Below are 21,350 nucleotides of genomic sequence, written 5' to 3'. Positions count from 1 at the left end.
CAACATCCCCTCCACGACCAGGCGATTGTTGGAGAAGTTACGGCCCACCCGGCCATCGGATTTCGGTAACAACAGCTCGAGCAGTTCCCACTGGTAGTCCGTCAGAACCTGATGCCGATCACCGACAGTCGCCGCCACGGCGAACATGATGCCCCACCCGAGGACCTATCGGACGAGAACCGGAAACTCGATTGGGAGACATGACCTAGGGCGTGGACATTGACCACGCGCCCGTTCTCGCGAACTTTCAACACCAGGGCGTCCGCGGCGACGAATGTGTAAGGGCGTTGATCGAGGGGTCGGGTGCGTAATGCTTCGACCTGGGTGTCGAGGTCGGCGGCCATGATCGAGACCTGCGACTTCGACAACTGTGTGACCCCGAGAGACTCGACGAGTTTCTCCATCTGCCGGGTCGATACTGCGAGTAGGTTGCAGGTCGCGACCACCGAGGTCAGGTCAGGGCTCGTTCAGCGCGTTTGCGGCGTTCGAGTAGCCAGTCGGGGAAGTAGGTTCGCGACCGCAGCTTCGGGATCGCCACGTCCATGGTCTCGACGCGGGTATCGAAATCTCTATGGCGGTAGCCGTTTCGGGAGTTGACTCGGTCCTCGCTGCGTTGCCCGTAGTCGGCGCCGCAGAGGCTGTCGGCTTCGGCGTTCATGATGGTGTGCACGAAGCTAGAGCATGTCCCGCAGCAGATCAGGGCTGGCCGCGGCGAGTTGGGTGTCGAAGGGCTTGCTCGGGTCGATACGCTGAATATCGGTCATAGCGTGATGTCTCCTTCAAGTGACTTCGGACGGTCTCTTCAAGGGTCACGCGGTGACCACCTCGTTTCCGGCTACGACACGCGCTCGGAGCTGGGCGGCTCCGCTGGTCGGGTCGTACACCACGCTATTGGACGCAACCTCGCCGAGGGCGCCCGCGTGCATGGTTGGACGCCACATTGCGATCGAGAAGCTCTGATCGCAGAGCGTCGGCGGTGTGCCGTGTCGGGAAGGAGTCGGCGGGTGCAAGACTTGAGCGGGCCCACCGGTAACCCCGCGCTTTCGTCGTCGAGGTGGCATCGGTGTCAGGCTTTGCCGAGAGGCGATTGTTCGAGAACTGAAGGTGGGGTCGTCGGTGGGTTTAACTCTTTGTGCTGGTCAGCCCCCTTCGTTTGCTCCTGACGATCTCGGCGAGGGGAACCGGGCCGCTTTCCTGTCGTTTGGCGGGGGATTAACGTTCTGACCAACGATCAGCGAGGGGCCGAGTGTCTGCTGCTGGTCTCGTGGCAACCCGCGGATAGGTGCCGCGCGGTTTGGCCCCCGCGAAAGTTGCGATCAATGCGTCGGACTTCCATTGCGACCGAGCATGATTCGCGAGTACGTCAATTTGCCTATCCGGTTACGGCGGTCGCCGCGCTGGGCTACTCGTTGGGGTTGGGCTCCGCGCACCGGTCCTGTCCGGGCCGGCGGGCTCATGACGCTCTATGTGGGGGTCGGGGGTTCGAGTCCCCTTAGCTCCACTCCACTCGTAGAACGGCTCATGCTCATGGAGAGCATGAGCCGTTCTCGTTTCGTCGTGCCCGCGAACTGGCGTGTCGAGGGATCAGCCCAGGTGGGCGCACAGCAGCCAGGCGGGAACCGACTTGCGGCCACTGGGCTCGTCACGGATGCCCTCGAACCGGAACTTCGGGCCGTCGGCCGTCGGCCCGAAGTCGCCGACTGGCATGTTGCCATGGATTCGCGCCGGCCTGCGTCGGCGGTGACCGGCGATGGCCCCGGAACGGGCACTTCGGGCAGGGTGGCCCGGTCGAACACCAGCGCGAAATACGACGCGCCCGGTGCGGCGGCGCGCACGATCGACTGCTGGTAGCTCGCCCGCGACTCGACCGGTATCGAATGGCACAGCGTGCTGTCGACGATGGTGCCGAAACGGCCGTCGTAGGCGGTGAAGGAGGTGACATCGGCGACCTCGAAGGAGGCGTTGGCCAGGCCGCGGCGGGTGGCCTCGGTGCGGGCCAGCTCGATCGCGGTGAAATGGCCAAGGCAGTTGGGGCTGGTTTTGAGGGGAGCGCGATAAAATTGATCATGCGGCGGAGTTTCACCTCGGAGTGACCTGCGATGGGCGCTCGACCGGCAGGCGATCAAACCGCTGCCTTCGATCCGTTGGCCGATCGGGCAGCGAGCGATGAGGCGCGGCTTGTGGACGTGGTCGAGGCATTCACGGCGGCATGGGAATCGGCTGGAACGCCACCCGATCCGGCGAAGTTTGCGCTGGAGGGTGACACGGTCCGCCGGGCCTCGCTGATCGGACTGATCAAGGTCGACCTGAAGTACCGCTGGCTGCGCTACGACCGTCCGAAGCGGCTCGCCGATTACCGGGTACGGTTTCCGGAGCTGCGATCCGGCCCGATGCCCCGGCAATTGCTCTACGAGGAGTTCCACATTCTGCGTCGCGTCGGCGTCCAGGTCGACGTCGACGAGTACGTGCGGGAATACCCCGAGTACGCCGAGGAGCTCGATGTGATCCTCCGGCCGGGTGACCCGTACGAAAGCACGCTCATGGAGCGGCCGAGCGTGCCGATCGCCGGTGAGGAGCTCGAGCCCGGGGACCGGATCGACGACTTCGACCTGGTGCTCGAGCTCGGCCACGGCACGTTCGCCAGGGTGTTTCTGGCTCGGCAACGCTCGATGCAGCGACTGGTGGCGGTGAAGGTTTCCGCCGACCATGGCACTGAACCCCAGACCCTCGCCCAGTTGGAACACGAATACATCGTTCGGGTGTACGACCAGCGGTTGCTGCCCGACCGCGTGCTGAAACTCATGTACATGCAGTACCTGCCTGGTGGAACGCTGGAATCGGTGCTGAAACGGGTCCGCGAGACCGCACCGGAGCAACGCGGTGGACGGCTACTTCTGGACGCCGTCGACGAGGCGTTGGCGGAGAAAGGCGAGATGCGTACCTCGAGCGTCGGCGTGCGTGACGAGATCGCCGCTCTGTCGTGGCCGGAGACGGTGGCCTGGCTGGGACGTCGGCTCGCCGAGGCGCTGGACTACGCCGAGCGGCGGGGTGTGCTGCACCGCGACGTCAAGCCGGCGAACATCCTGCTCTCCGCTGACGGGGTGCCGAAGTTGGCCGATTTCAACATCAGCTTCAGCGATCACCTCGCCGGCAGCAGTCCGGTGAAATACTTCGGCGGGTCCCTCGCCTACATGTCGCCTGAGCACCTCGAAGCGAGCCACCCCGCGCTGCCCGGCACTGTCGACGATCTCGACACGCGCAGCGACATCTACGCCCTCGGCGTCGTGCTGTGGGAGTTGCTGACCGGGCGACGACCGTTTGCCCGGATCGAGGCGAAGGATTCACAAGAATACGTCGAGCAGCTGCTCGAAGTGCGGCGCCGCCCGATCGCGCGGGAATTCCTGGACGATCTGCCCGCCGACTGCCCGGCCTCGCTGCGCCGAGTGCTGCTGACATGCCTGTCGCCGCAGCGGAAGGATCGGTGGGCCCACGGTGCGGAGCTGGCCCAGCAATTCGAGCTGTGCCTCGACTCTCGGGCCCGGGATCTGGTGGATGCGCCGCAGCGCAGCCGCCGGCCGACCGGGCCGCTGTGGCCGATACCGATTATCGCGATAGCGATCGGGGTACCGAACGTGGTCGCGGCCGGGTACAACTATTACTACAACAGAACTCTCATCGTCAGTAAACTCACCCCCGAGGCTCAGCAGTCCTTCAACTATGTCGCGGGGGTGCTGTATCCGCTTGCCATTGCGGTCGCCACAATACTGATTCTGTACATTTCGCGCCGCCTCATTCTAGTACTCGTAGGTCTGCGCTTCGGATGGACCTTTCTCGATGAGACTCTCACTCGGGCACGCATCGACGCGCTACGGCTCGGCAACCGGGTGGCGTGGATTGCTTTCGGGTTCTGGGTTCTCGGCGGTGTGGTTTTCCCGGTGCTGCTGAATCTGATCGCCGGGGGCGTTCCGAGCGGCACATACGCGCATTTCTTGCTGTCGGTCGTCGTGTGCGGCGCAATCGCGGTGGCGTATCCGTACTTCGCGATCACCTGGTACGTGGTGCGGTGCCTGTATCCAATTTTCCTGGTACGCGGGCGTTCCGACACCGCCGACGTCGACCACCTCCGCAGGCTCGCTGGGCGCACCGGCTTCTACCTCACCGTGGCAGCCGCGATACCGCTGGTCGGCGTCACCGGTATCACCTTCCTGCCAGGGACAGAAATCGAATCCGTTGTCTGGGCGGTCCGCATACTGGGTGTCGGCGGCATCGTCGGCTTCGTGCTCGTCTATTTGCTGTTCGACGTCATCGAGAAGGATCTCCAGGCGCTCGAACGCGTTGCCGGCATCCAGGTGACCATTCAGTGAGCGGCGTCAGCACTTGCCGGGCGGCATGATATCCCTCTAATGACGGCAGTGGCCTTGACTGGGCCCCGATCGCGGGTCCACCGGCTATGCGAGTTGTAGCTGTTGCTACTCGGTCGGTGGGTCTGCGATCCGGAGGCTGTCGCGACGCAGCCGCGCATCCGCTGTGAAGCTGACACAGCTGCAATCGACCGTCGTAACTCAGGCTTCGCCTTCGGTGTCGCGGCGGGTTCCCCAGCCGTCAATCGCGTTGTGAAACCATTCGAAAGGGTGGGGTATGTCCACATCGCTGATATCCGGTTGGCCGATGTGGGGATCCACCTTATCGAACGGCAGTATGGCTGACAATGCGTCGCAGACAGGTGAGCGGCCGAGAATGATGCTGCCCATCAACGATTCCCAATCATCCCATGGGGAATCTTCTTCTTCGTCGTCGATAAAGTCTTCGTCGCTGCCCAACGGTATCTCGCCTGGCATCTCTACCTCGGCCTCGCGATACTGCTCCTCGGTCGAGGGGGCGTCGGCCACCGCGAAGGCGAACAGGAGTTCGTCGAAAAACGAGTGCGGATGCTCAACCGGATGCAACCCGTGGGTCAGCATTTTGATGTGGCTTCGCATTGCTGTGCCCGCGTGCCGTAGCCACAGTTGATTCCCTGCGATGGGAAAGAGTGCGCGGGGATCGATCGAGTCGAAAGGTGATATCTCATCAATTTCACAGCTGTCGGCCATCGCGCGTAAGTAGTCCTGCCACAAATCGATCGTGCCGACAATGATGAAAGCTTGCCTTGGAGTGAGGAGTGTGGATCCGCTCCATGCGCGATCGTACTTTTCCGCCTCTGGATCAGCACGCTTCGTCTTCATTGAACCGGCTCGCTCCAGCTTGATCCGATTCTCCTCGCGAACGGAGTTCGGGTCTCGTATCCAGCGGGCAACGGTAGACAGTGATACGCCTGCGAGGCGAGCCAACTCCGGTTGCGTTCGTGCCATGCCACCGAGCGTACCAAGTGAAGTGTCACTGACATGTCAGCTGGTGCAGCAATCGCCGACGGCACTCGTCGATCGGTGGAATCAGCCCCGATTGCTACGAGCAGTACCTGACAGGCGCAGCCCACGCTAGGGAACCTCAGCATCGGATCCGGGGATACGCTTAGTCGGCTACCGTTCTCTCCACGGTTCTCCGCTCCTTCGGAGTGGACGCGGTGGTTACCTAGGTTGGCCGTGGGTGTCGCGTCGGGGGACACCGCGGCGTTCGAGCGCGGTCCGGATGGTGGTGTGGGCGACGCCGAGGTGCTCGCCGATGCGCTGGAGTGATTCGCCGTCGTGGTACCTGGTGATGGCGTAGTTGACCTCGTCGTCGCTGAGTCGTCGTTGTTCTCGGATGTTTGCGCCGCCGGTGCGGAGGATCGTCAGGACGCTGGCTTTAGCGAGTTGCCATTCGACGGCGAGATGCTTGTCGGATGAACCGGCTTCGTAGGCGGCGATGATCGCGCCGCGGTCAGCGTCGGTCAGTCGGCGCTGTAGCTGGTGTGCGCGCCGGGCTGCAACCCGGCCCGCTGGTGGTGGAGTCGGGACTCCAGGGTCTGGAAGCGTCGCCAACAGTGCCTGGATTGTGTCTACCTGTGCGTTTATGTTGTAGTAGCGTCCCCCAACGTCCACCTTGAAGAAACCCTCTCCGACTTGCGTCGGAGAGGGTTTCTTCTTGTCCTGACCGATGTCGTTCGCCATCGAAGTGTCCTCATTGTGTCCTAACCGCTTTCGAGAGTTCCGCCGACGCGGCGTCCCGGGAAGGAACTTGACCCTGGCAGGCTGGCAGTGCGTGACACCCAGCAAGAGGTCCGCCGCTGGTGAGGTCGACGCTGTTGCCTCCCTGGCTCCGCTGTGCCTAGGCTTTGCGATGTTGTCGTGAGGAGGGGCTCGTGTGTCAACCGAGCAGGATACGCCGGGAACAGATTTCGCGATTGTTCCCGCCGAGGTGACTGACGCGGGCGTCTACGTCGAGCAGGTCGCCACTTCACTGATCAACGAACTCAATTCGCTCGACCGCGAGGTCACGAGCGTCCTTGATAATTGGAAGGGTGCGGCCACAGACGCATTCGGTGATGGCTGGACAGGCACCAAGGACGGTGCTGCCACGGTGTTGGACGCACTCGCGGCCATGGGTGAACGTCTCGGCGTGGCAAGTAAGACCATTGCGGACCGAGATATATCCAATGCCACGAACTTTTCGTCGCTGGACCTACCGAAACTGAACCTGTAATGGTCGACAACGCTCGCGATTTCACCTTCGATACCGATGAACTCGACCGGCTAGTCAGCCGCGCCAACGGATTCATCGGGTTTCTCGCCGAAAGCCTCGACGGCATCAACCACCGAATCGCCACCATCCAACAAAACTGGCAGGGATGAGCGATGTGACTGAATTTGCGTTCGATGAATACGATCCGAAGAATTACTCGCTTGAGGTAACGGCCTGGCCGACGGATCCTGATACGCACACTGCCCTGCAACGCTATATTCGGGAGCGTTCCCACGGCAATTCGGTGGGATTTGCTGCTCCGATGATGAGCTTCGCGGGCGCCAACCTCGTGGGGATGGATTTGTCAGAAGCGTATCTTTTCGGCGCAAACCTCGATTCTGTGGTGATCGCGAGGGTGGACCTGAACAGAGCAGTGCTTAGTGGCGTCAGCATGAAGAGAGCTGACCTATCGGGATCGTACATGCATAAAGTCGAGGCTGTAGAGATCTATGGCCCGCACGTAAATCTTTCGCGGTCAAATCTTTTCAGGGCCGATCTCGTCGGCGCTGAACTGTTCGGTGCCAACCTTGTCGATGCCCAGCTCAGCTCAACAAACCTCGGAAGCTGCAATCTGGAAACAGCCGATATGCGCGGATGTCAGTTCGGCCCGAGTCGTACATATCTCTCTGACGCGCGAATGGCTGGGGTGCTGATTGAGGGGGCGATTGGCGAGATAGTAGGACCGGTATTTGTCGACGATGGCCGGCTGCTAGACGGGGAGGAATTGCAGGCGTGGTTCGCGGCCCGTGGCGCGCCTGATATGAAAGTATCTACTCGCTAACTGTTGTGGGTCATGAGGTTGTTGACGCCGACGTAGGGGCGAGATGAAGGGGACGGATCTCCCGGCGGCAGGATGGAAAACACCACATCCTTCGTCCGCTCGACAGGGAAGACCCGTCCGTGACCCACCGTAATGCCTACTTTCCATCGAAGGCCGTCGCCGCCTCGTGGCCCGCTGCCGTACCCGCCCGATCGCCCACGTCGCCGCGGAGATGGGTATCTCACGTCAGTGCGCCTCGAAATGGGTCAACCGATATCGCCGGTTCGGTGAGCTGGGCCTGGCCGACCGTTCCAGCGTCCCGCAGCATCAGCCCACCGCGACAGCAGGCGAGGTCGTGGCTCGGATCGAGAAGCTGTGCCGGGACAAGAAGTGGCCGGCACGACGCATCGCACACGAATTACGGTGCGACAGAGTCGATATTGCAGTCACCACCGTCCCGCGGCAGCTGCAGCATCTGGGCCTGAACCGGCGACGGTTCATCGACCCGACCGGCGAGAACAACCGCATACCACGCCGAATCGTGGCCCAACGACCTGTCCACAGGGTCCATGTCGACGTCAAGAAAGTCGGCCGCATCCCCGACGGCGGCGGCTGGCCCGCCCACGGCCGCGACTCCGCCCAGGCCAAGACCGTCGAAACCGCAAGAGGCGCGGCGCCAAAGCCGAATATGTCTACCTGCATTCCGCGGTCGACGGCTACTTCCGCCTGGCCTACACCGAGGCTTTCGACGATGAAAAGGCCGTGACCGCACGAGGATTCATGGACCGAGCACGAGCGTTCTTCGGGGCGCACGGCATCGTCTTCCTCGAGCGGATCGTCACCGACAACGGCTTCTGCTACCGAGCCGCCGACTTCGCTACCGTCCTGCGTGGTGCTCGCCATCAGCGGATCAGGCCTTACACGCCGCGTCACAACGGGAAAGTGGAGCGCTACAACCGGATCCTGGCCGAGGGGTTCCTCTACGTCCGTGAATGGACCTCAGAACGCCAACGGCCCACGCCTTCGGCATCTGGAATATCCACTACAACTACCATCGTCCGCATTCGGCTGCCAGGAACCAGCCACCAGCCAGCCGCCTCCGCGCGGGCGTCACCAACGTCATGGCCTCATACACCTAGTTGGACCAGTCCGGTCCGGATAGTCTGATGACTATGAAATCCATTCCGGCCCACTGGATCCCGCACTGACGTGAGGACGGTGAAGTCATCGGTTGGATCGATCTGGAGTCTCAGGCTCCTGACCTCGTTCCCATCGATCGTCTGGGCTGGTTCCTTGATCAGGTCTCGGACTGGGGCGACGCCGAGGAGGCGCTCGAGTACCGCGGTTTGCGATTCCTTGCGAACCGATTCCATTACCGCGGACACATGGTGCGAATCCGGCAACTCTATGAGGACCGCATCATCGTCACCACCGCGGTCTCAGACGCCATCGGAGATGTCGGCCAAGAATTCGTCCTTCCCTTCCCCGCCAGGACAGAACTCACAGAGGTCCAGACCCGCTGAGCGGCCCGTTCGGCGAGCACTGGTACGTAGCAATGTTCGAACAATCACAGCGGGTCGGCCGATCACCACGGCGGCGGTCGGCGATGACCGCGACGGCCCTCGGTCTCCGCCTCAAGGCGTGCCCGGACCGCGTCTACCGTGTGCTCCGGCGCGACGGGTTCGGGCCACACGATCACCCCGAACAGCACGAGCAGCGGCAGGCCGATCGCGACAGCGAAACCGAGCACCGTCATCACCCGTCCGCCCGCTCGCCTGCCAGGTTCAGCACCGGCGGTTGATCGTCGCGCGCTTCGGCCGCCGTGAGCCAATCGGCCACGTTGTCCAGCGACCCCGTCACGACCACTCGGAACGGGCTGTACAGCTCCCAGCCATAAGGCGGTTCGTGCGCCTTGCGGATCGCCATCGAGCGCAGCGCGGCCCGTTCGGTCAGTTCGTCCAGGCGGGGTTGTACCGGGCCGCTCACGATGTCCGCCGCTTCGGTTCCCACCGATCGAGCGCGGCGAGTAGCCGCCGGATCACTTCGGGTGGCGCGATTTCTACCGGGTGCGGTGGTTTCGTGTGCGGCGTGCGCTGGGGCAGTGTCACGGGTCCCCTGTGGGTCATTGTCGATGCGCCCACCGCCGCAGAGCTTTCGCCATCGTCGACGCTGCTCGCTACGCCCGATGTGCCGAGCAGCGTTGCCCGGCATACCCCGGCGGTGGGGCTGTGTGAACTGTGCGTCTGTCACGTACCGGGGTCCGGTGGTCGCGAACCACCGTGCGAGGTAGGGGGATTCCCCCTACCTCAGATCGTGGTGTGGCACGCCTACCGGGCCTTATCCTGGGAGGAACCTCCTCGCGGAGATCCGCACCCCCCGTCGACCTATCAGGGGTCTCTGCGAGTGGTCAACCCGCGAAGAAGGCAGGCCGCTATGTCGACCCCTGACGAACTCGCCGTGAAGGCGATCGGCGAACGCATCCAAGCAATCCGCACGCGTACTGGCCGGACACGTGCCGTTGTCGCTGGTCTGGTCGGCCGGTCCGAGGACTGGTTACGTGATGTCGAGAAAGGCCGGCTCCAGCACCCACCCGGCCTGGAGATGCTGCTGCGCATCGGTCAGGCACTGGGCGTGCGGGACCTGACCGAGATCACCGGGGAGCATGAGTTGCTGGTGGGCATCTCCCGGCGCGCAGGGCATCCCGTTGTTCCGGCGATCCGTGAGGCCATCGAGGGCGTGGACCTGACACCGGTCCCATCGCCGGTCGATACCGCCGAACTGGCCGCCCGCGTCGAACGCGCGTGGAGGCTGTGGCACACCTCCGATACGCCCCGGGCAGACGCCGGTGCGATGCTGCCCGAACTCATCCGAGATGGCCGCCGGGCGCTGCGCACCCTGGACGGGCAGGAACGCCGGGCCGCCGCCGCTGCCCTGTCGGGCGCGTACGCACTATCAGAACAGGTGCTTGCGTGGGTCGCTGACGCCCCGCTGCTCTGGCTTGCCGCAGACCGGTGCATGTCCGCAGCCGAGATTGCCGACGACCCGGTCACTCTGGCGTCCGCATCGTGGGTACTCGGCAACGTTTGGCGCAGCACGGGCCGCGAAGATGATGCGTATCGCCTGGCGGCCGATGCGGTCGCCCTGCTCGAACCTCAGCTCGATGACGACGCCGACGCGCGTGCGCTCTGGGGTGCCTGCCAGCTTCACGGCGCGATCACCGCCGCCCGCATCGGCCGCGAAGGCGATGCACTGCGCGGCATTGATCAGGCTATGGGTATGGCGAAGGCGATGCCGACCGGCAGCGCGCACCCGTGGACGCTGTTCGGCGTGGCCAACACCGAGATATCGGCCGTGTCCGTTCAGGTGGAGCTGCGAAAGTCGGGCGGTGCATTGGACGCGGCGAGTCTGGTCGACCCCGATTCCGTGCCGTCGATCGACCGGCGGGCACGGCTGTGGCTGGAACTGGCGCGTGCCTACGCCCAACAACGCGATTGGTTGGGGACGCTGGGCGCGCTGCGCACCGGCACAGCCGTGAGCGAAGAGTCCATGCGCTGCCATCCGCTGGCGCGGTCCCTGGCGGGCGAGTTGGTCACGCATGGGGGTCGGATCACCGAACGGGAATCGCGTGCGTTGGCCGGTCGATTGGGCGTCACGGCATGACCTTGCCGCGCAGGTGAGCGTGGTGTTCCGCTGTGCCCCAGTGTGCCAAGACAGGCAGAAACACAGTGGAAGGGGCGGTACGCATCGAACTGCGTACCGCCCCTGACCTGGGCCAGATGGACGGAGCCCCGCCCGCTGGAAATCCCTTGCGACACTGGCAGTGTGGGGTCATGGGTTCGAGTCCCCTTAGGTCCACTTTCGAGAGCGCCGCCGACAGCGGACAGACGGTCGTCGGTGATGCCCGTAAACGGCCTGCGTCATGCGCTACGAATGCCCGTTCCGGCCAGCGACCGCATCGGACGGTCATGTCATTGCTTCGGCACGTACGATGGGCCGGTCCAGTTCAGATCACCCTGCTTGGAACATGTGGCGTTGAAAGGGAATTCGGTCGTGTCGGACGTTGCCTTGTACTACCCGCACCTTTGGATTCGAGACGAGACTTGGCTGAAGTCGGCGCTCTTGCACTGGCCGCGGATTGCGCGCATGGTGCCTCGAGACGGCGATCACGGATACGGCGGATGGGGCAACGACCCGGAATCGGTAGGGCCGTGGCGGGGTTGCCTGCCTGGCGCAGTCCATTCGACGCTTGAGGCATATCCAGGCACACTCCTGGACATCGCGGTGGCGAACGTCGAGGAAGAAGTGGCCGATGCCTTTGCTGACATTGTCGGTGCGCGCGCCGATGAATTGCGGTCGAAGTACGGCATCGCAGGCATCCTGGGTGAGATGCCGCGCTATGGCTACCTGGCCAACAGTCGTTGCGCGGGCCAGGGTCTTGATGGTCTCGAGTGGATTCACGAACACAAGATGGTCTGGACGCTCACCGAGGCGTTGGTCGATGCTGAATTGGCGGTGAGGCACCACCGCTGGTTGGGGATGCATCCCAAGCTTGCGGCGGTGTACATGTGTTCGTTGGCCGAGCGGTTGGCACAACAGAATCGGATGGCCACGATCACCGACGAGCGGCACCTACTTCCCGCACTGAACGACTGGTCGGTCGCTACGATGGCCGCGTATCTCCTGGACGGTATCGGTGACTCATCCCCGGGAACAACCGCCGACGAGGTCGGCAGGCTTTTCACACTTCTCGCCGTGACGGCCGTCATCCCGAAAGACCTCGCCAGCATCCCGCTCGAGCAAATCCTGATGGTCAGAGAGCGGTTGCTGCCCAGGCAGCTTGCCTACCGCAAGTACCTGGACACCCTCACCGACACGTTTGCCGACCTTGCCACGGTCAACGAACCGACCGTCCTGCAAGAGCACCTGCGCATGCTGGTTCGCAGCGAGATCGAGCCGCGGGTCGCGGAACTCGAATCGGATCTGCGAACCGTCGGATTCCAACCGGTGCGTTCAGTGCTCGGTATGAAGGCGTTGACTCCGTCCGCTCTGGTCGCTGCCGCGGTGAATCAGATCGGCCTTCCTCCTGTCGTTTCAGCAGGGAGTGCGGCGGCGGCATGCTTGATCGGCGCCACCGCCGACGCCCGGCAGAAGTCTCGCGATGCGCGTGACGAATCGCCGGTCTCCTATCTGGTCGGCCTCAAACGCGACCTCTCACCAAAGGATGTGGTTTCCCGCGCACGCAATTTTCTCCACCGCCGGTGACCGTCAGGTGTGATCCCAGGGGTTGATGACAGGCACGTCCATCGGCTCGAAGTCTTTGACATTACGAGTCACCACCGTCATACCGTGCTCGTTCGCCGTTGCCGCGATCATCGCATCGCGCTCGGGGCGAGGATCCGGCACGTGCAACCGTGCGGCGCGTCGACCTACGGCCAGGTCGAGTGGCAGGATTCGGTTCGCGAATACGTCGAGCACATCGTCTTCGAGCCACCTGCGCAGCCGACTGCCTTGGGCGGAGTCGCGGCGTTCAATCCGGCAGATGCCGACTTCGACCTCCATGATCGTGACAACGCTCAGAAACAGATCGGATGGTCGCCGTTGCGCCGCCCATGAGCGCACCGCTGGGTCCACGGACTGTGACGATTTGCGCAACTCGCTGATGACGTTGGTATCGAGGAGAAAAGTCACAGGTCCGCGACCCTCAGCTCCACTTGCAGTGGCGCCGGTTCGAACTCGATTTCGTCATCCATGCTCAGCCGGGAAACAAGATCCTGACTGTCGGCCTTCAGTCGTCGATAGTCGTCAATAGACAAGAGCACAAAAGCGTCCTCGCCCCGATCCGTGATCACCACCGGCCCCTCAGTCGCAGCCCGTTTCGCAGCGCTGACATCCTGGTTGAACTCTCGAGCACTCATCGAAGACATTGCAGCGACTCCTAATGTAGGTACGTACCTACGATACCTCGGCTTGTGGCCGCCGCAAATAGTTCCAAGGGGTGAAGGTGGCCGACACGTTGCCCGGAGCAAGCCTGGTCAGGCGTCGATACGGTTGGCGGACCTGTGTTGGTCGCCCGACGTTCGGTGACCGGCACTCACCGCGAATACCGGGAACCCGTCGTCCCTGGGACACGGCTGGAATTGGACGCGCACCGGGCAGTTCCGGGGCGGGAGCTCGCCTTCGATGGAGGTGTAGACCCACGGTCCCTCGTCCAGTTCGACGATGGCGATCGTCAGCGGCTGCGCGCCGCGCATTCCGGTCGCGGCGCGATCCACTACCCGCCAGGACACGATCGAACCGGCGCCCGACGACGGCAGCCACTCGAGGCTGCCGGATGCGCAGGACGAGCAGCCGACAGTCACCGCCGCGTACAGCGTGTAGCAGCAGGTGCACCGGCGGATCATCAATATGTCTTCCACGTGCCGCGTGGTGTCTTCGCTGGTTCTACCGCTGGCGGCTGGATCGGGTGGGTACATCGGACCTCCGGGAATTGGCTTCGCTTCAGCGTCCTCCGACCACGGCCTCGCGGGGACGGTCGATATACCTGTTTTTCGGAAACCGGTCTGTTCTGAAGCCGGCACTCGGCAGGTGGCAGTGCCGTGGGTCGATCGGGTTCTGTCGTGGTGAACACGGCGTAACCTGGCGTTCTAGACCGTTCCTCCACCGAATGTGAGGCATGCTCGATGCCGCCAACCAGTCAGGGCGCGCTGGGAAATCTCCCCGCGGAATTGACTCAATTCGTCGGCCGAGGACGTGAGATCGCCGAGGTCAGACAGTTGTTGTCCGTGTCGCGGCTGGTGACCTTGACCGGTATCGGTGGAGTGGGCAAGACCCGGTTGTCGATCCGGGCGGCCGAGGACGTGCGCCGGGCGTTCGACGACGGGGTCTGGCTGGTCGAGTTCGGCAGGGTTCGCGAGCCGGATCTGGTGGCAGGGGCCGCCGCGTCCGCGCTGAAACTGACCGGGCGGACGGCCCAGACGCCGCAGGAGCTGCTAGTCGACTTCGTCGCCACGCGCCATCTGCTCCTGGTGCTCGACAACTGCGAGCACCTGGTGGACGCGATCGCCTCGCTGGCCGAATCGCTGCTGCGTGCCGCACCGCGGTTGCACATCCTCGCGACGAGCCGGGAGCCGATCGGCATCGGCGGGGAGGTGGTGGTTCCGGTGCCGCCGCTGTCGGTGCCAGGGGCGGAGAGGTCGCCGAGCCTGCGCGCGATGCTGCGCTGTGACGCGGTCGCGCTGTTCGTCGACCGCGCGCGCTCTGCCGTCCCCGGCTTCGAACTGACCGAGGACAGCAAGATCACCGTCGCGAGCATCTGCCGGCGACTCGAGGGCCTGCCGCTGCCCATCGAGTTGACGGCGGCCCGGCTGCGGGCGATGTCGCCGGAGCAGATCCTGCAACGGCTCACCGACCGATATCGACTGCTGACCGGTGGCGGTCGCGCGGCGCCGAGCCGTCAACAGACGCTGCGCCAGTGCGTCGACTGGAGCTACGACCTGCTGACCGACCGTGAGCGAGAGCTGTGGGCGCGAGTGACGGTGTTCGCCGGCGGTTTCGAATTGGATGCCGCGGAGGCGATCTGTGGTGACGGACTCGAACCCGGCGATGTACTCGACCTGGTCGGCTCGCTGGTGGACAAGTCGGTCTTGATCCGTGAGACCTGCGGTGCGGGCGGCGTCCGGTACCGGATGCTCGAAACGCTGCGCGAGTACGGCCGGGAACGGTTGCGTGCCGGCGGCGACGAGATGGCGTTGCAGCGCCGCCACCGGGACTGGTTCGAACGCCTGGCGCTACGGGCCTACAGCGAATGGATCGGGCCGAAACAGCTGGAATGGATCGATCGGCTGAACCGGGAACAGCCCAATCTGCGTGAGGCGATGGAGTTCTGCCTGGCCGGGCCCGACGAGGCGGGATCGGCCGAACGGATCGCGCTAGCGCAGTACGAGTTCTGGGTCGCGCGGCAGCGGGTCAGTGAGGCGCGGTACTGGCTCGGGCGCGTGTTGGAGAGACCAGGCGGGGCCACCTTGCCGCACATCGCGGCGCTGTGCGCGGAGACGGTGCTGGCCGCGATGCAGACAGACCTCGAGTCCGGGTCCGCGCGAATCGAACAGGCACGTTCGTTGGCCGAGGGCAGCGGCGACGAGGTGTTGTCCGCGTATCTCGATGGTGCGCACGGCTTGCTGTCGTTGTTCTCCGGCGACCTCACCGGTGCGCGGGCACAGCTCGAGCGGGCCGTGCCGGGGTTCGAGGCGTGCGGTGATGTCTTGCATCAGGTGTCGACCTTGCTCGGCCTCGGCGTCGCGTGCGGTCTGCTGCAGGAAGCGGACCGCGCCACGGCCTGTCAGGAGCGGGCGCTGGCGCTCACCACCACGCGCGGCGAGTCGGTCTACCGGTCCTATGCGATCGCACAGCTCGCCTATACGACGGTCGAGCGTGGCGACCTCGAGCGCGGATCGATGCTGGTCAAGGAGAGTCTGCGGGTCTCCCGGATGATCGAGGACGGGCTGAGCGTCGCGAGCTGTCTAGCGACCTTGGCCTTTGTCGCGGCCGAGCAGGGCCAGGCGCAGCGGGCCGCGGTGCTCGTCGGCGCCGCCATGGCGGTCGGAGAATCCGTGGGCAGCCAGGCGGTCGGTATTCTCGAGATGTTCGACCACCAGACCCAGGCGCAGCAGTACGCCATCAATGCGCTCGGGCAGCGCGCCTTCGAGGTGGCGCTGCGCCGGGGCCGCGATCTCGACATCGACGCGGCGCTCGCCTACGCCCTCGAGGAGGATCCGTCAGCGGCGGCGGAGGTTCCCGCCGCTATGGCCGTACTGACCCGCCGCGAGAAGCAGATCGCCGAACTCGTCGCGGAGGGTCTGACCAACCGGGCCATCGCGGAGAAACTCGTTATCTCGCAGCGCACGGCCGCAGGGCACGTCGAGCACATCCTGAGCAAACTGCACTTCGCGACCCGCGCACAGGTCGCGGCGTGGGTGGTCGCCCATCATCGAACGTAGCCATCCACGCCGACGCTAGGCGACCTCGGTGGTGGACCGGTCGCTGGTCAGCGTGAGCGCGCCCAGTGCGACGACCGCGCTGACGACCATGGCAATCGCCATCGGAACGGCCGTGTGTTCGCCGCCGATGCCGACGAGCGGCGAGATCACCGCGGCCAGCAGGAACTGGAGCGCTCCGAGGACGGCCGAACCGGTGCCCGCGGCTCGGCGTGCCTGCCCGAGCGCCGATGTCGTGGCATTGGCGATGACAAGGCCGAGGCTGCTCATCGCACACCAGAGCAGGGCGAGCGTGGCCCACAACGCGGGTCCGACGAGGCTGTTGACCAGCATCGATGCCGAGAACACGACAAGCAGCACGAGACCGATCCGCAGCGTCGCGCGATCACCGAAGCGGGCGACGAGTCCGCCGTTGGCGATGCTGAAGATGACCAGACCCAGCGCGTTGGCGGTGAAGGCGAGCGAATACCAGGTGGTCGACAATCCGTGGAGGTCCTGCAGGACGAACGGTGAGGCGGAGATATAGGCGAACATCACGCCGAAAGCGAACGCGTAGGCCAGCGTGTAGCCGACGTATCGACGGTTGCGCAGGAGGGTGCGGGCATCGCGCAGGGTCGCGGCGACCCCACCGGTGGTGCGCCGCTCTTTCGGGTGGCTTTCGGGCACCATCGTCAGCACGCACACGAACATCAGCACCGACAGCGCGGCCAGCGCCCAGAACACCGCGCGCCAACCGCTGCCCGCGACGATGACGCCACCGAGCAGGGGAGCGATGATCGGAGCGATGGCGTTGACGACGATCAGCAGGCCGAACAGTTTCGCCGCGGCGGCGCCCTGAGCCCGATCGGAGATGACGGCCCGGCCGAGCACAATGCCCGCGGCACCGGCGAATCCCTGGATGAAGCGTGCCCCGGCCAGCACTTCGATGGTGGGAGCGAGCGCGCATGCCGCGCTGAAAAGCGCGGTGACGAGGGTGCCCGCGAGTAGCAGCGGACGCCGACCGTAGCGGTCCGACAGCGGTCCGATGACGAGTTGCCCGAGGGCCAGACCGATCAGGAACGCGGTGAGCGTCAGCTGGATCGCTGACGCGCTGGTGCCGAATTCCGCTGCCATCTGGTGGACCGCGGACTGCTCGACAAGCGGGCCGACCCCGAGGACGGTCGCTCGTACCGGCTGCACGAAACGGAGTTGGCCGAGCACAACAATCGGCTGATCGACGACATGTGGACCAGCGGAATCCGGCGGCTCCTGGACGAGATGACTCCTGAGGAAGCCGCGAAACTCACCGAAGCCGCCGCGCTACTCGCGCGTCTCGGCGCGATGTCCGGTCCGGGCACCAAGTAGCTTGGCTTACCAGGGGCGCGCCGCTCGGAGGCACGCTGCCGCGGAAGCTGTTTCCGCACACCCACTCGACCGCCCAACGAAGAGAGCTGATCAATGCCGACCCCCACCGCGCGCGCACAAATCGGTGTCACCGGCCTGGCTGTGATGGGTAGCAATATCGCCCGCAATTTCGCCAAGCACGGCTACACCGTCGCACTGCACAACCGTTCCGTTGCCAAGACCGACGCGCTGCTCGCCGAGCACGGCGGCGACGGCGATTTCGTCCGCACCGAGACCGTCGAGGAGTTCGTCGCGGCGCTGGAGAAGCCGCGGCGGGTGCTGATCATGGTCAAGGCGGGCGACGCGACCGACGCCGTGATCGAGGAACTGGCCGCCGCGATGGAGCCGGGCGACATCATCATCGACGGCGGCAACGCCCTCTACACCGACACGATCCGCCGCGAGGCCGCCCTGAGCGAACGCGGGCTGAACTTCGTCGGCGCCGGAATCTCGGGTGGCGAGGAGGGCGCGCTCAACGGTCCCGCGATCATGCCGGGCGGGCCGAAGGAGTCCTACGAGTCGCTCGGCCCGCTGCTGGAGTCGATCGCGGCGCAGGTCGACGGCACCCCGTGCTGCACCCACATCGGCCCCGACGGTTCCGGGCACTTCGTCAAGATGGTGCACAACGGCATCGAGTACGCCGACATGCAACTGATCGGCGAGGCCTACCACCTGTTCCGCGACGCGCTCGGTTTCGATGCGGGCCAGATCGCGGAGGTGTTCACCCGGTGGAACTCCGGGGACCTGGAGAGCTACCTGGTCGAGATCACCGCCGAGGTGCTCGCCCAGGTCGACGCGAAGACCGGCAAGCCGCTGGTCGACGTCATCGTCGACGCTGCCGAGCAGAAGGGCACCGGCCGCTGGACGGTCAAGTCCGCGCTCGATCTCGGTGTTCCGGTCACCGGCATCGCGGAGGCCGTCTTCGCCAGGGCGCTGTCGGGCTCCCGAGCCCAGCGCAAAGCCGCGGTGGGTCTGGCATCGGGCACACTCGCGGACAAGCCCACCGATGTCGAGCAGTTCACCGAGGACATCCGGCAGGCGCTCTACGCCTCCAAGGTTGTCGCCTACGCGCAGGGCTTCGACCAGATCGCCGCGGGCAGCGCCGAATACGGCTGGGATCTGCGCCCCGGCGATCTGGCGACGATCTGGCGAGGCGGCTGCATCATCCGGGCCCGCTTCCTCAACCGGATCAAAGAAGCCTACGAACAGGACCCCGCCCTGCCGAGCCTGATCCTCGCGCCGTACTTCCGCGAGGCCATCGAGACGGCCATCGACAGCTGGCGGCGTGTGGTGTCCACCGCCACCCTGCTCGGTATCCCGGTCCCGGCGTTCGCGTCCTCACTGTCGTACTACGACGCGCTGCGCGCCGAGCGCCTCCCGGCCGCCCTCACCCAGGGCCAGCGCGATTTCTTCGGCGCGCACACCTACGAGCGCATCGACGCCGAGGGCAAATTCCACACCCTGTGGAGCGGCGACCGCAGCGAGGTTGCCGAGGGCTGAGCCGAACGCGGGTACGCCGGACAGGATCACCGGCGAGTCTGTGAACGAATGGCCCGGCTTTCGAGCTGGGCCATTCGTCTTTTTCGGAATTCTCGTGGGTGCGAATCACCCGGCGTTGCAGGTCGGGGTCGGGGCGGTGCCGCTGCGGCGGTCGAGCGTCCACTGGACGAGCTGCGGGGTGAGTGGTGAGTCGGCCGCTACGAGGCTCATGTGGCTGAGGCCGGGGAAGGTGCGGTAGTCGATCGGCTCGCCCGCTGTGCAGCGCGCATCGATCCAATTCTGTTGCAGCGCAGGCTTGACGAGTGGGTCGGCGAGTCCTTGCGCGACCAGTACCGGGGCGGGGAAGGGGCCGACGGGGGTCTGGCGCTTCAGCTTCGTGCCGAATTCGCCGTCGAGCAGGCGATCCGGGAAGACCTGATTCGGTATCTGTGAGCCGCGCAGGAGTGCGGGCAGGGCGTCTTTGCCGTTGAAGCACAGGTCTTGGATCTTCTCGACCCCGCGCTCCGAACCCGGGGTCAGGTGCTCGTCGAGCCGGAGTTCGGGGTAGAGGCGATTCCAGGTGGTCGCGATATAGGCCGAGATGGTCTTGCCGCCGACCTCGGTCTTGTCGGACTCCGCGAGGCCGAAGAGGTCGGCGGCGGGGGCGAAGGCGGCAACGCCTTTCACGTCGAGCTCGGGGGCGTAACCGCGCGCGATCTGCCCGGTCCACAGGGCCGCCTGGCCGCCCTGCGAATGGCCCCACACCACGGTGTCGGTGGTCGTCGAGATCTCGTCGAACTCCCGCGCCGCTCGCGAGGCGTCGAGGACGTTGCGCGCCTCGGCCTCCCCGACCAGGTACGGGTGGGTGCCCTGTGTCCCGAGCCCGATGTAGTCCGAGGTGACCGCGACCCAGCCGTGCTGGGTCACCATCTCCTGCAGCGCTGTCCCGGCGCCGTCGTCGAAGGGCGCTGCGGCGAGCGACGGCGCGCACTTCGGCGCGATCCCGGTGGTGCCGTGGGCGAAGGTCAGCAGCGGGTACGGATCGTCCGACGGGTGCTCCGGGGCGAGGATCGTGCCACTCGACACGGCGGCCGCGCCGTCGGGATGCGTTGTCGTATAGAGGATTCGCCATCCGCGCGCACCGTCGGGAACGCCCTGGTCGAGCGGCTCGGAGCGCAGCAGTCGGCCGGGTTCGGTGGGTGCGTTCGCCGGCGCCGTATAGAAGGCGCCGGGTTCGGGCAGTGGCACGCCGGAGAGGAGCCGAACGCTGCCGTAGGCGAGCAGCACTGCGATCACGAGCGCCGAAGCGGCGGCGATGGTGCGGGTCCAGCCGCGCGTGGTTCGGTGCCGACGGCGGTTGACGTCGCCGTGCCCCCGGAGCTCGAGCAGTGCGGTGAACAGCAGTTGCAACCCGAGGAAGACGAACCACGCCGCGACCCCGAACCGGAACAACACGATGGTGAGGACAGGCCAGGAGAACGCGACAACGCCGACGGTGATACTCGCGACCGCGGTGAGCCCCGCGGTGATACGCCGATCGACACTGCCCACCCGGCCCACATGGCCCCGGCCGTCACCGCGCACAGCCTGCCACGCGGCGAGCAGCCCGTGAACGATGAGCGCCGCCCCGATGAGGAAGGCGAGCCCCGGCGCCCCGGCACTCGGCCAGAGCGCCATCGCGACACCCAATACGACGAGCACGCCACCGAGCACCCGTGCGTGCAGTGGAACGCCGCCCCGAGTCTGCGGGATCAGGGCCGCCGCGATCCCCACGAGGGCGAAGCCGACTCCGGTTACGAGGGCAACGGTCTGCACTCGCAGGGGAGCGAAGAACAGCAGCGCGCCCACCCCTACGGCCGCGATCCCGATCGCGGCGCGAAGCGGTATCGACAGCGCGCCTACCGCCCCCAACACTCGGCTACGCACTGACGAGCCAGCTTCGGTCCCGGATGCCCCCGCCATTGCGTCTTCGTCCAACGAATCGTCGCTCAACTCAGCCTCTTTCGTCGCGGGTTCAGCCAGGACCCCTGATCGTCCGCCGCGACCAGAAGGACAAGCGCATCGAGGAGATCGAAGAA

19 protein-coding genes and 3 pseudogenes are annotated in these 21,350 nt (G+C 65.2%); 11 read left to right on the top strand and 11 right to left on the bottom strand.

From position 1 onward, the window contains the following. Positions 1-206: 206 nt before the first annotated feature. Positions 207-764: pseudogene (locus ACFWPK_RS02390) on the bottom strand (transposase); the annotation flags it as partial. An 820-nt stretch (positions 765-1,584) separates the two neighbouring features. Continuing rightward, positions 1,585-2,012: pseudogene (locus ACFWPK_RS02385) on the bottom strand (class I SAM-dependent methyltransferase); the annotation flags it as partial. Between the two features lie 87 nt (positions 2,013-2,099). Here ACFWPK_RS02385 and ACFWPK_RS02380 point away from each other — a divergent pair. Continuing rightward, positions 2,100-4,364 (top strand): protein kinase, encoded by a 2,265-nt coding sequence (locus tag ACFWPK_RS02380; RefSeq protein WP_378912734.1) that lies wholly within the window; start codon positions 2,100-2,102, stop codon positions 4,362-4,364. A 198-nt stretch (positions 4,365-4,562) separates the two neighbouring features. On the opposite strand, the gene ACFWPK_RS02375 is transcribed toward ACFWPK_RS02380, so the two are convergent. Beyond that, positions 4,563-5,348 (bottom strand): LacI family DNA-binding transcriptional regulator, encoded by a 786-nt coding sequence (locus tag ACFWPK_RS02375; protein ID WP_378912733.1) that lies wholly within the window; start codon positions 5,346-5,348, stop codon positions 4,563-4,565. Positions 5,349-5,564: 216 nt separating this feature from the next. Next, positions 5,565-6,086 (bottom strand): helix-turn-helix domain-containing protein, encoded by a 522-nt coding sequence (locus ACFWPK_RS02370; RefSeq protein WP_378912732.1) that lies wholly within the window; start codon positions 6,084-6,086, stop codon positions 5,565-5,567. A gap of 193 nt (positions 6,087-6,279) precedes the next feature. Between ACFWPK_RS02370 and ACFWPK_RS02365 the strand changes: the two genes are divergently transcribed. The 4 genes and pseudogenes from ACFWPK_RS02365 to ACFWPK_RS02350 all read left to right on the top strand — a co-directional run bounded on the left by ACFWPK_RS02365 (position 6,280) and on the right by ACFWPK_RS02350 (position 8,556). Beyond that, entirely contained in the window at positions 6,280-6,618 is a 339-nt protein-coding gene (locus ACFWPK_RS02365) for a WXG100 family type VII secretion target (RefSeq protein ID WP_378912731.1), read from the top strand. Beyond that, complete coding sequence (locus ACFWPK_RS02360) at positions 6,618-6,767, top strand: hypothetical protein (RefSeq protein WP_378912729.1); 150 nt, start codon at positions 6,618-6,620, stop codon at positions 6,765-6,767. Before ACFWPK_RS02365 ends, ACFWPK_RS02360 begins: the two co-directional genes overlap by 1 nt. Next, positions 6,764-7,438, top strand: a complete 675-nt coding sequence (locus ACFWPK_RS02355) for a pentapeptide repeat-containing protein (protein WP_378912728.1) — start codon at positions 6,764-6,766, stop codon at positions 7,436-7,438. The genes ACFWPK_RS02360 and ACFWPK_RS02355 overlap by 4 nt, the downstream gene beginning before the upstream one ends. Positions 7,439-7,557: 119 nt before the next feature. Then, a pseudogene (locus ACFWPK_RS02350) lies at positions 7,558-8,556 on the top strand (IS481 family transposase). A gap of 446 nt (positions 8,557-9,002) precedes the next feature. On the opposite strand, the gene ACFWPK_RS02345 reads toward ACFWPK_RS02350, so the two are convergent. Further along, positions 9,003-9,173, bottom strand: coding sequence for a hypothetical protein (locus ACFWPK_RS02345; protein WP_378912727.1), 171 nt, complete (start codon positions 9,171-9,173; stop codon positions 9,003-9,005). Next, positions 9,173-9,403, bottom strand: a complete 231-nt coding sequence (locus ACFWPK_RS02340; RefSeq protein ID WP_378912726.1) for a hypothetical protein — start codon at positions 9,401-9,403, stop codon at positions 9,173-9,175. The genes ACFWPK_RS02345 and ACFWPK_RS02340 overlap by 1 nt, the downstream gene beginning before the upstream one ends. A 447-nt stretch (positions 9,404-9,850) precedes the next feature. Between ACFWPK_RS02340 and ACFWPK_RS02335 the strand changes: the two genes are divergently transcribed. Both ACFWPK_RS02335 and ACFWPK_RS02330 read left to right on the top strand, forming a co-directional pair. Further along, positions 9,851-11,077: a helix-turn-helix domain-containing protein gene (locus tag ACFWPK_RS02335; protein ID WP_378912725.1), complete on the top strand. Its 1,227-nt coding sequence runs from the start codon at positions 9,851-9,853 to the stop codon at positions 11,075-11,077. Positions 11,078-11,698: 621 nt separating this feature from the next. After that, complete coding sequence (locus ACFWPK_RS02330) at positions 11,699-12,679, top strand: DUF6236 family protein (RefSeq protein ID WP_378912724.1); 981 nt, start codon at positions 11,699-11,701, stop codon at positions 12,677-12,679. Between the two features lie 3 nt (positions 12,680-12,682). Here ACFWPK_RS02330 and ACFWPK_RS02325 read toward each other — a convergent pair whose 3' ends face one another. The 3 genes from ACFWPK_RS02325 to ACFWPK_RS02315 all read right to left on the bottom strand — a co-directional run bounded on the left by ACFWPK_RS02325 (position 12,683) and on the right by ACFWPK_RS02315 (position 13,689). After that, on the bottom strand, positions 12,683-13,105 hold the full coding sequence (locus ACFWPK_RS02325) for a type II toxin-antitoxin system VapC family toxin (RefSeq protein ID WP_378912723.1): 423 nt from the start codon (positions 13,103-13,105) through the stop codon (positions 12,683-12,685). After that, entirely contained in the window at positions 13,102-13,332 is a 231-nt protein-coding gene (locus ACFWPK_RS02320) for a type II toxin-antitoxin system Phd/YefM family antitoxin (RefSeq protein WP_378912722.1), read from the bottom strand. Before ACFWPK_RS02320 ends, ACFWPK_RS02325 begins: the two co-directional genes overlap by 4 nt. A 117-nt stretch (positions 13,333-13,449) precedes the next feature. Next, positions 13,450-13,689, bottom strand: coding sequence for an OB-fold domain-containing protein (locus tag ACFWPK_RS02315; protein ID WP_378912752.1), 240 nt, complete (start codon positions 13,687-13,689; stop codon positions 13,450-13,452). Between ACFWPK_RS02315 and ACFWPK_RS02310 the strand changes: the two genes are divergently transcribed. Both ACFWPK_RS02310 and ACFWPK_RS02305 read left to right on the top strand, forming a co-directional pair. Next, entirely contained in the window at positions 13,637-13,795 is a 159-nt protein-coding gene (locus tag ACFWPK_RS02310) for a hypothetical protein (protein ID WP_378912753.1), read from the top strand. The two genes, ACFWPK_RS02315 and ACFWPK_RS02310, sit on opposite strands and share 53 nt — an antisense overlap. Positions 13,796-14,097: 302 nt before the next feature. Next, positions 14,098-16,413, top strand: a complete 2,316-nt coding sequence (locus ACFWPK_RS02305; protein ID WP_378912721.1) for an ATP-binding protein — start codon at positions 14,098-14,100, stop codon at positions 16,411-16,413. Positions 16,414-16,428: 15 nt separating this feature from the next. Here ACFWPK_RS02305 and ACFWPK_RS02300 read toward each other — a convergent pair whose 3' ends face one another. Next, positions 16,429-17,523 carry a multidrug effflux MFS transporter gene (locus tag ACFWPK_RS02300; protein ID WP_378912720.1) on the bottom strand — a complete coding sequence of 365 codons (1,095 nt, stop codon included), beginning with the start codon at positions 17,521-17,523 and terminating at the stop codon, positions 16,429-16,431. Between the two features lie 3 nt (positions 17,524-17,526). On the opposite strand from ACFWPK_RS02300, the gene ACFWPK_RS02295 reads away from it, so the two are divergent. Together ACFWPK_RS02295 and gndA are read left to right on the top strand one after the other, a co-directional pair. Further along, on the top strand, positions 17,527-17,754 hold the full coding sequence (locus ACFWPK_RS02295; RefSeq protein WP_378912719.1) for a hypothetical protein: 228 nt from the start codon (positions 17,527-17,529) through the stop codon (positions 17,752-17,754). Positions 17,755-17,847: 93 nt separating this feature from the next. Next, positions 17,848-19,293, top strand: a complete 1,446-nt coding sequence (gndA, locus tag ACFWPK_RS02290) for an NADP-dependent phosphogluconate dehydrogenase (protein WP_378912718.1) — start codon at positions 17,848-17,850, stop codon at positions 19,291-19,293. 105 nt (positions 19,294-19,398) lie between these two features. Here the strand turns inward: gndA and ACFWPK_RS02285 are convergent, their stop codons facing one another. After that, positions 19,399-21,198, bottom strand: coding sequence for a lipase family protein (locus ACFWPK_RS02285; protein ID WP_378912717.1), 1,800 nt, complete (start codon positions 21,196-21,198; stop codon positions 19,399-19,401). Between the last annotated feature and the right edge of the window lie 152 nt (positions 21,199-21,350).

It is taken from the genome of Nocardia sp. NPDC058519 (genome assembly GCF_042719755.1).
Classification (GTDB): domain Bacteria; phylum Actinomycetota; class Actinomycetes; order Mycobacteriales; family Mycobacteriaceae; genus Nocardia.
This window is presented reverse-complemented; position numbering and strand designations above follow the sequence as displayed.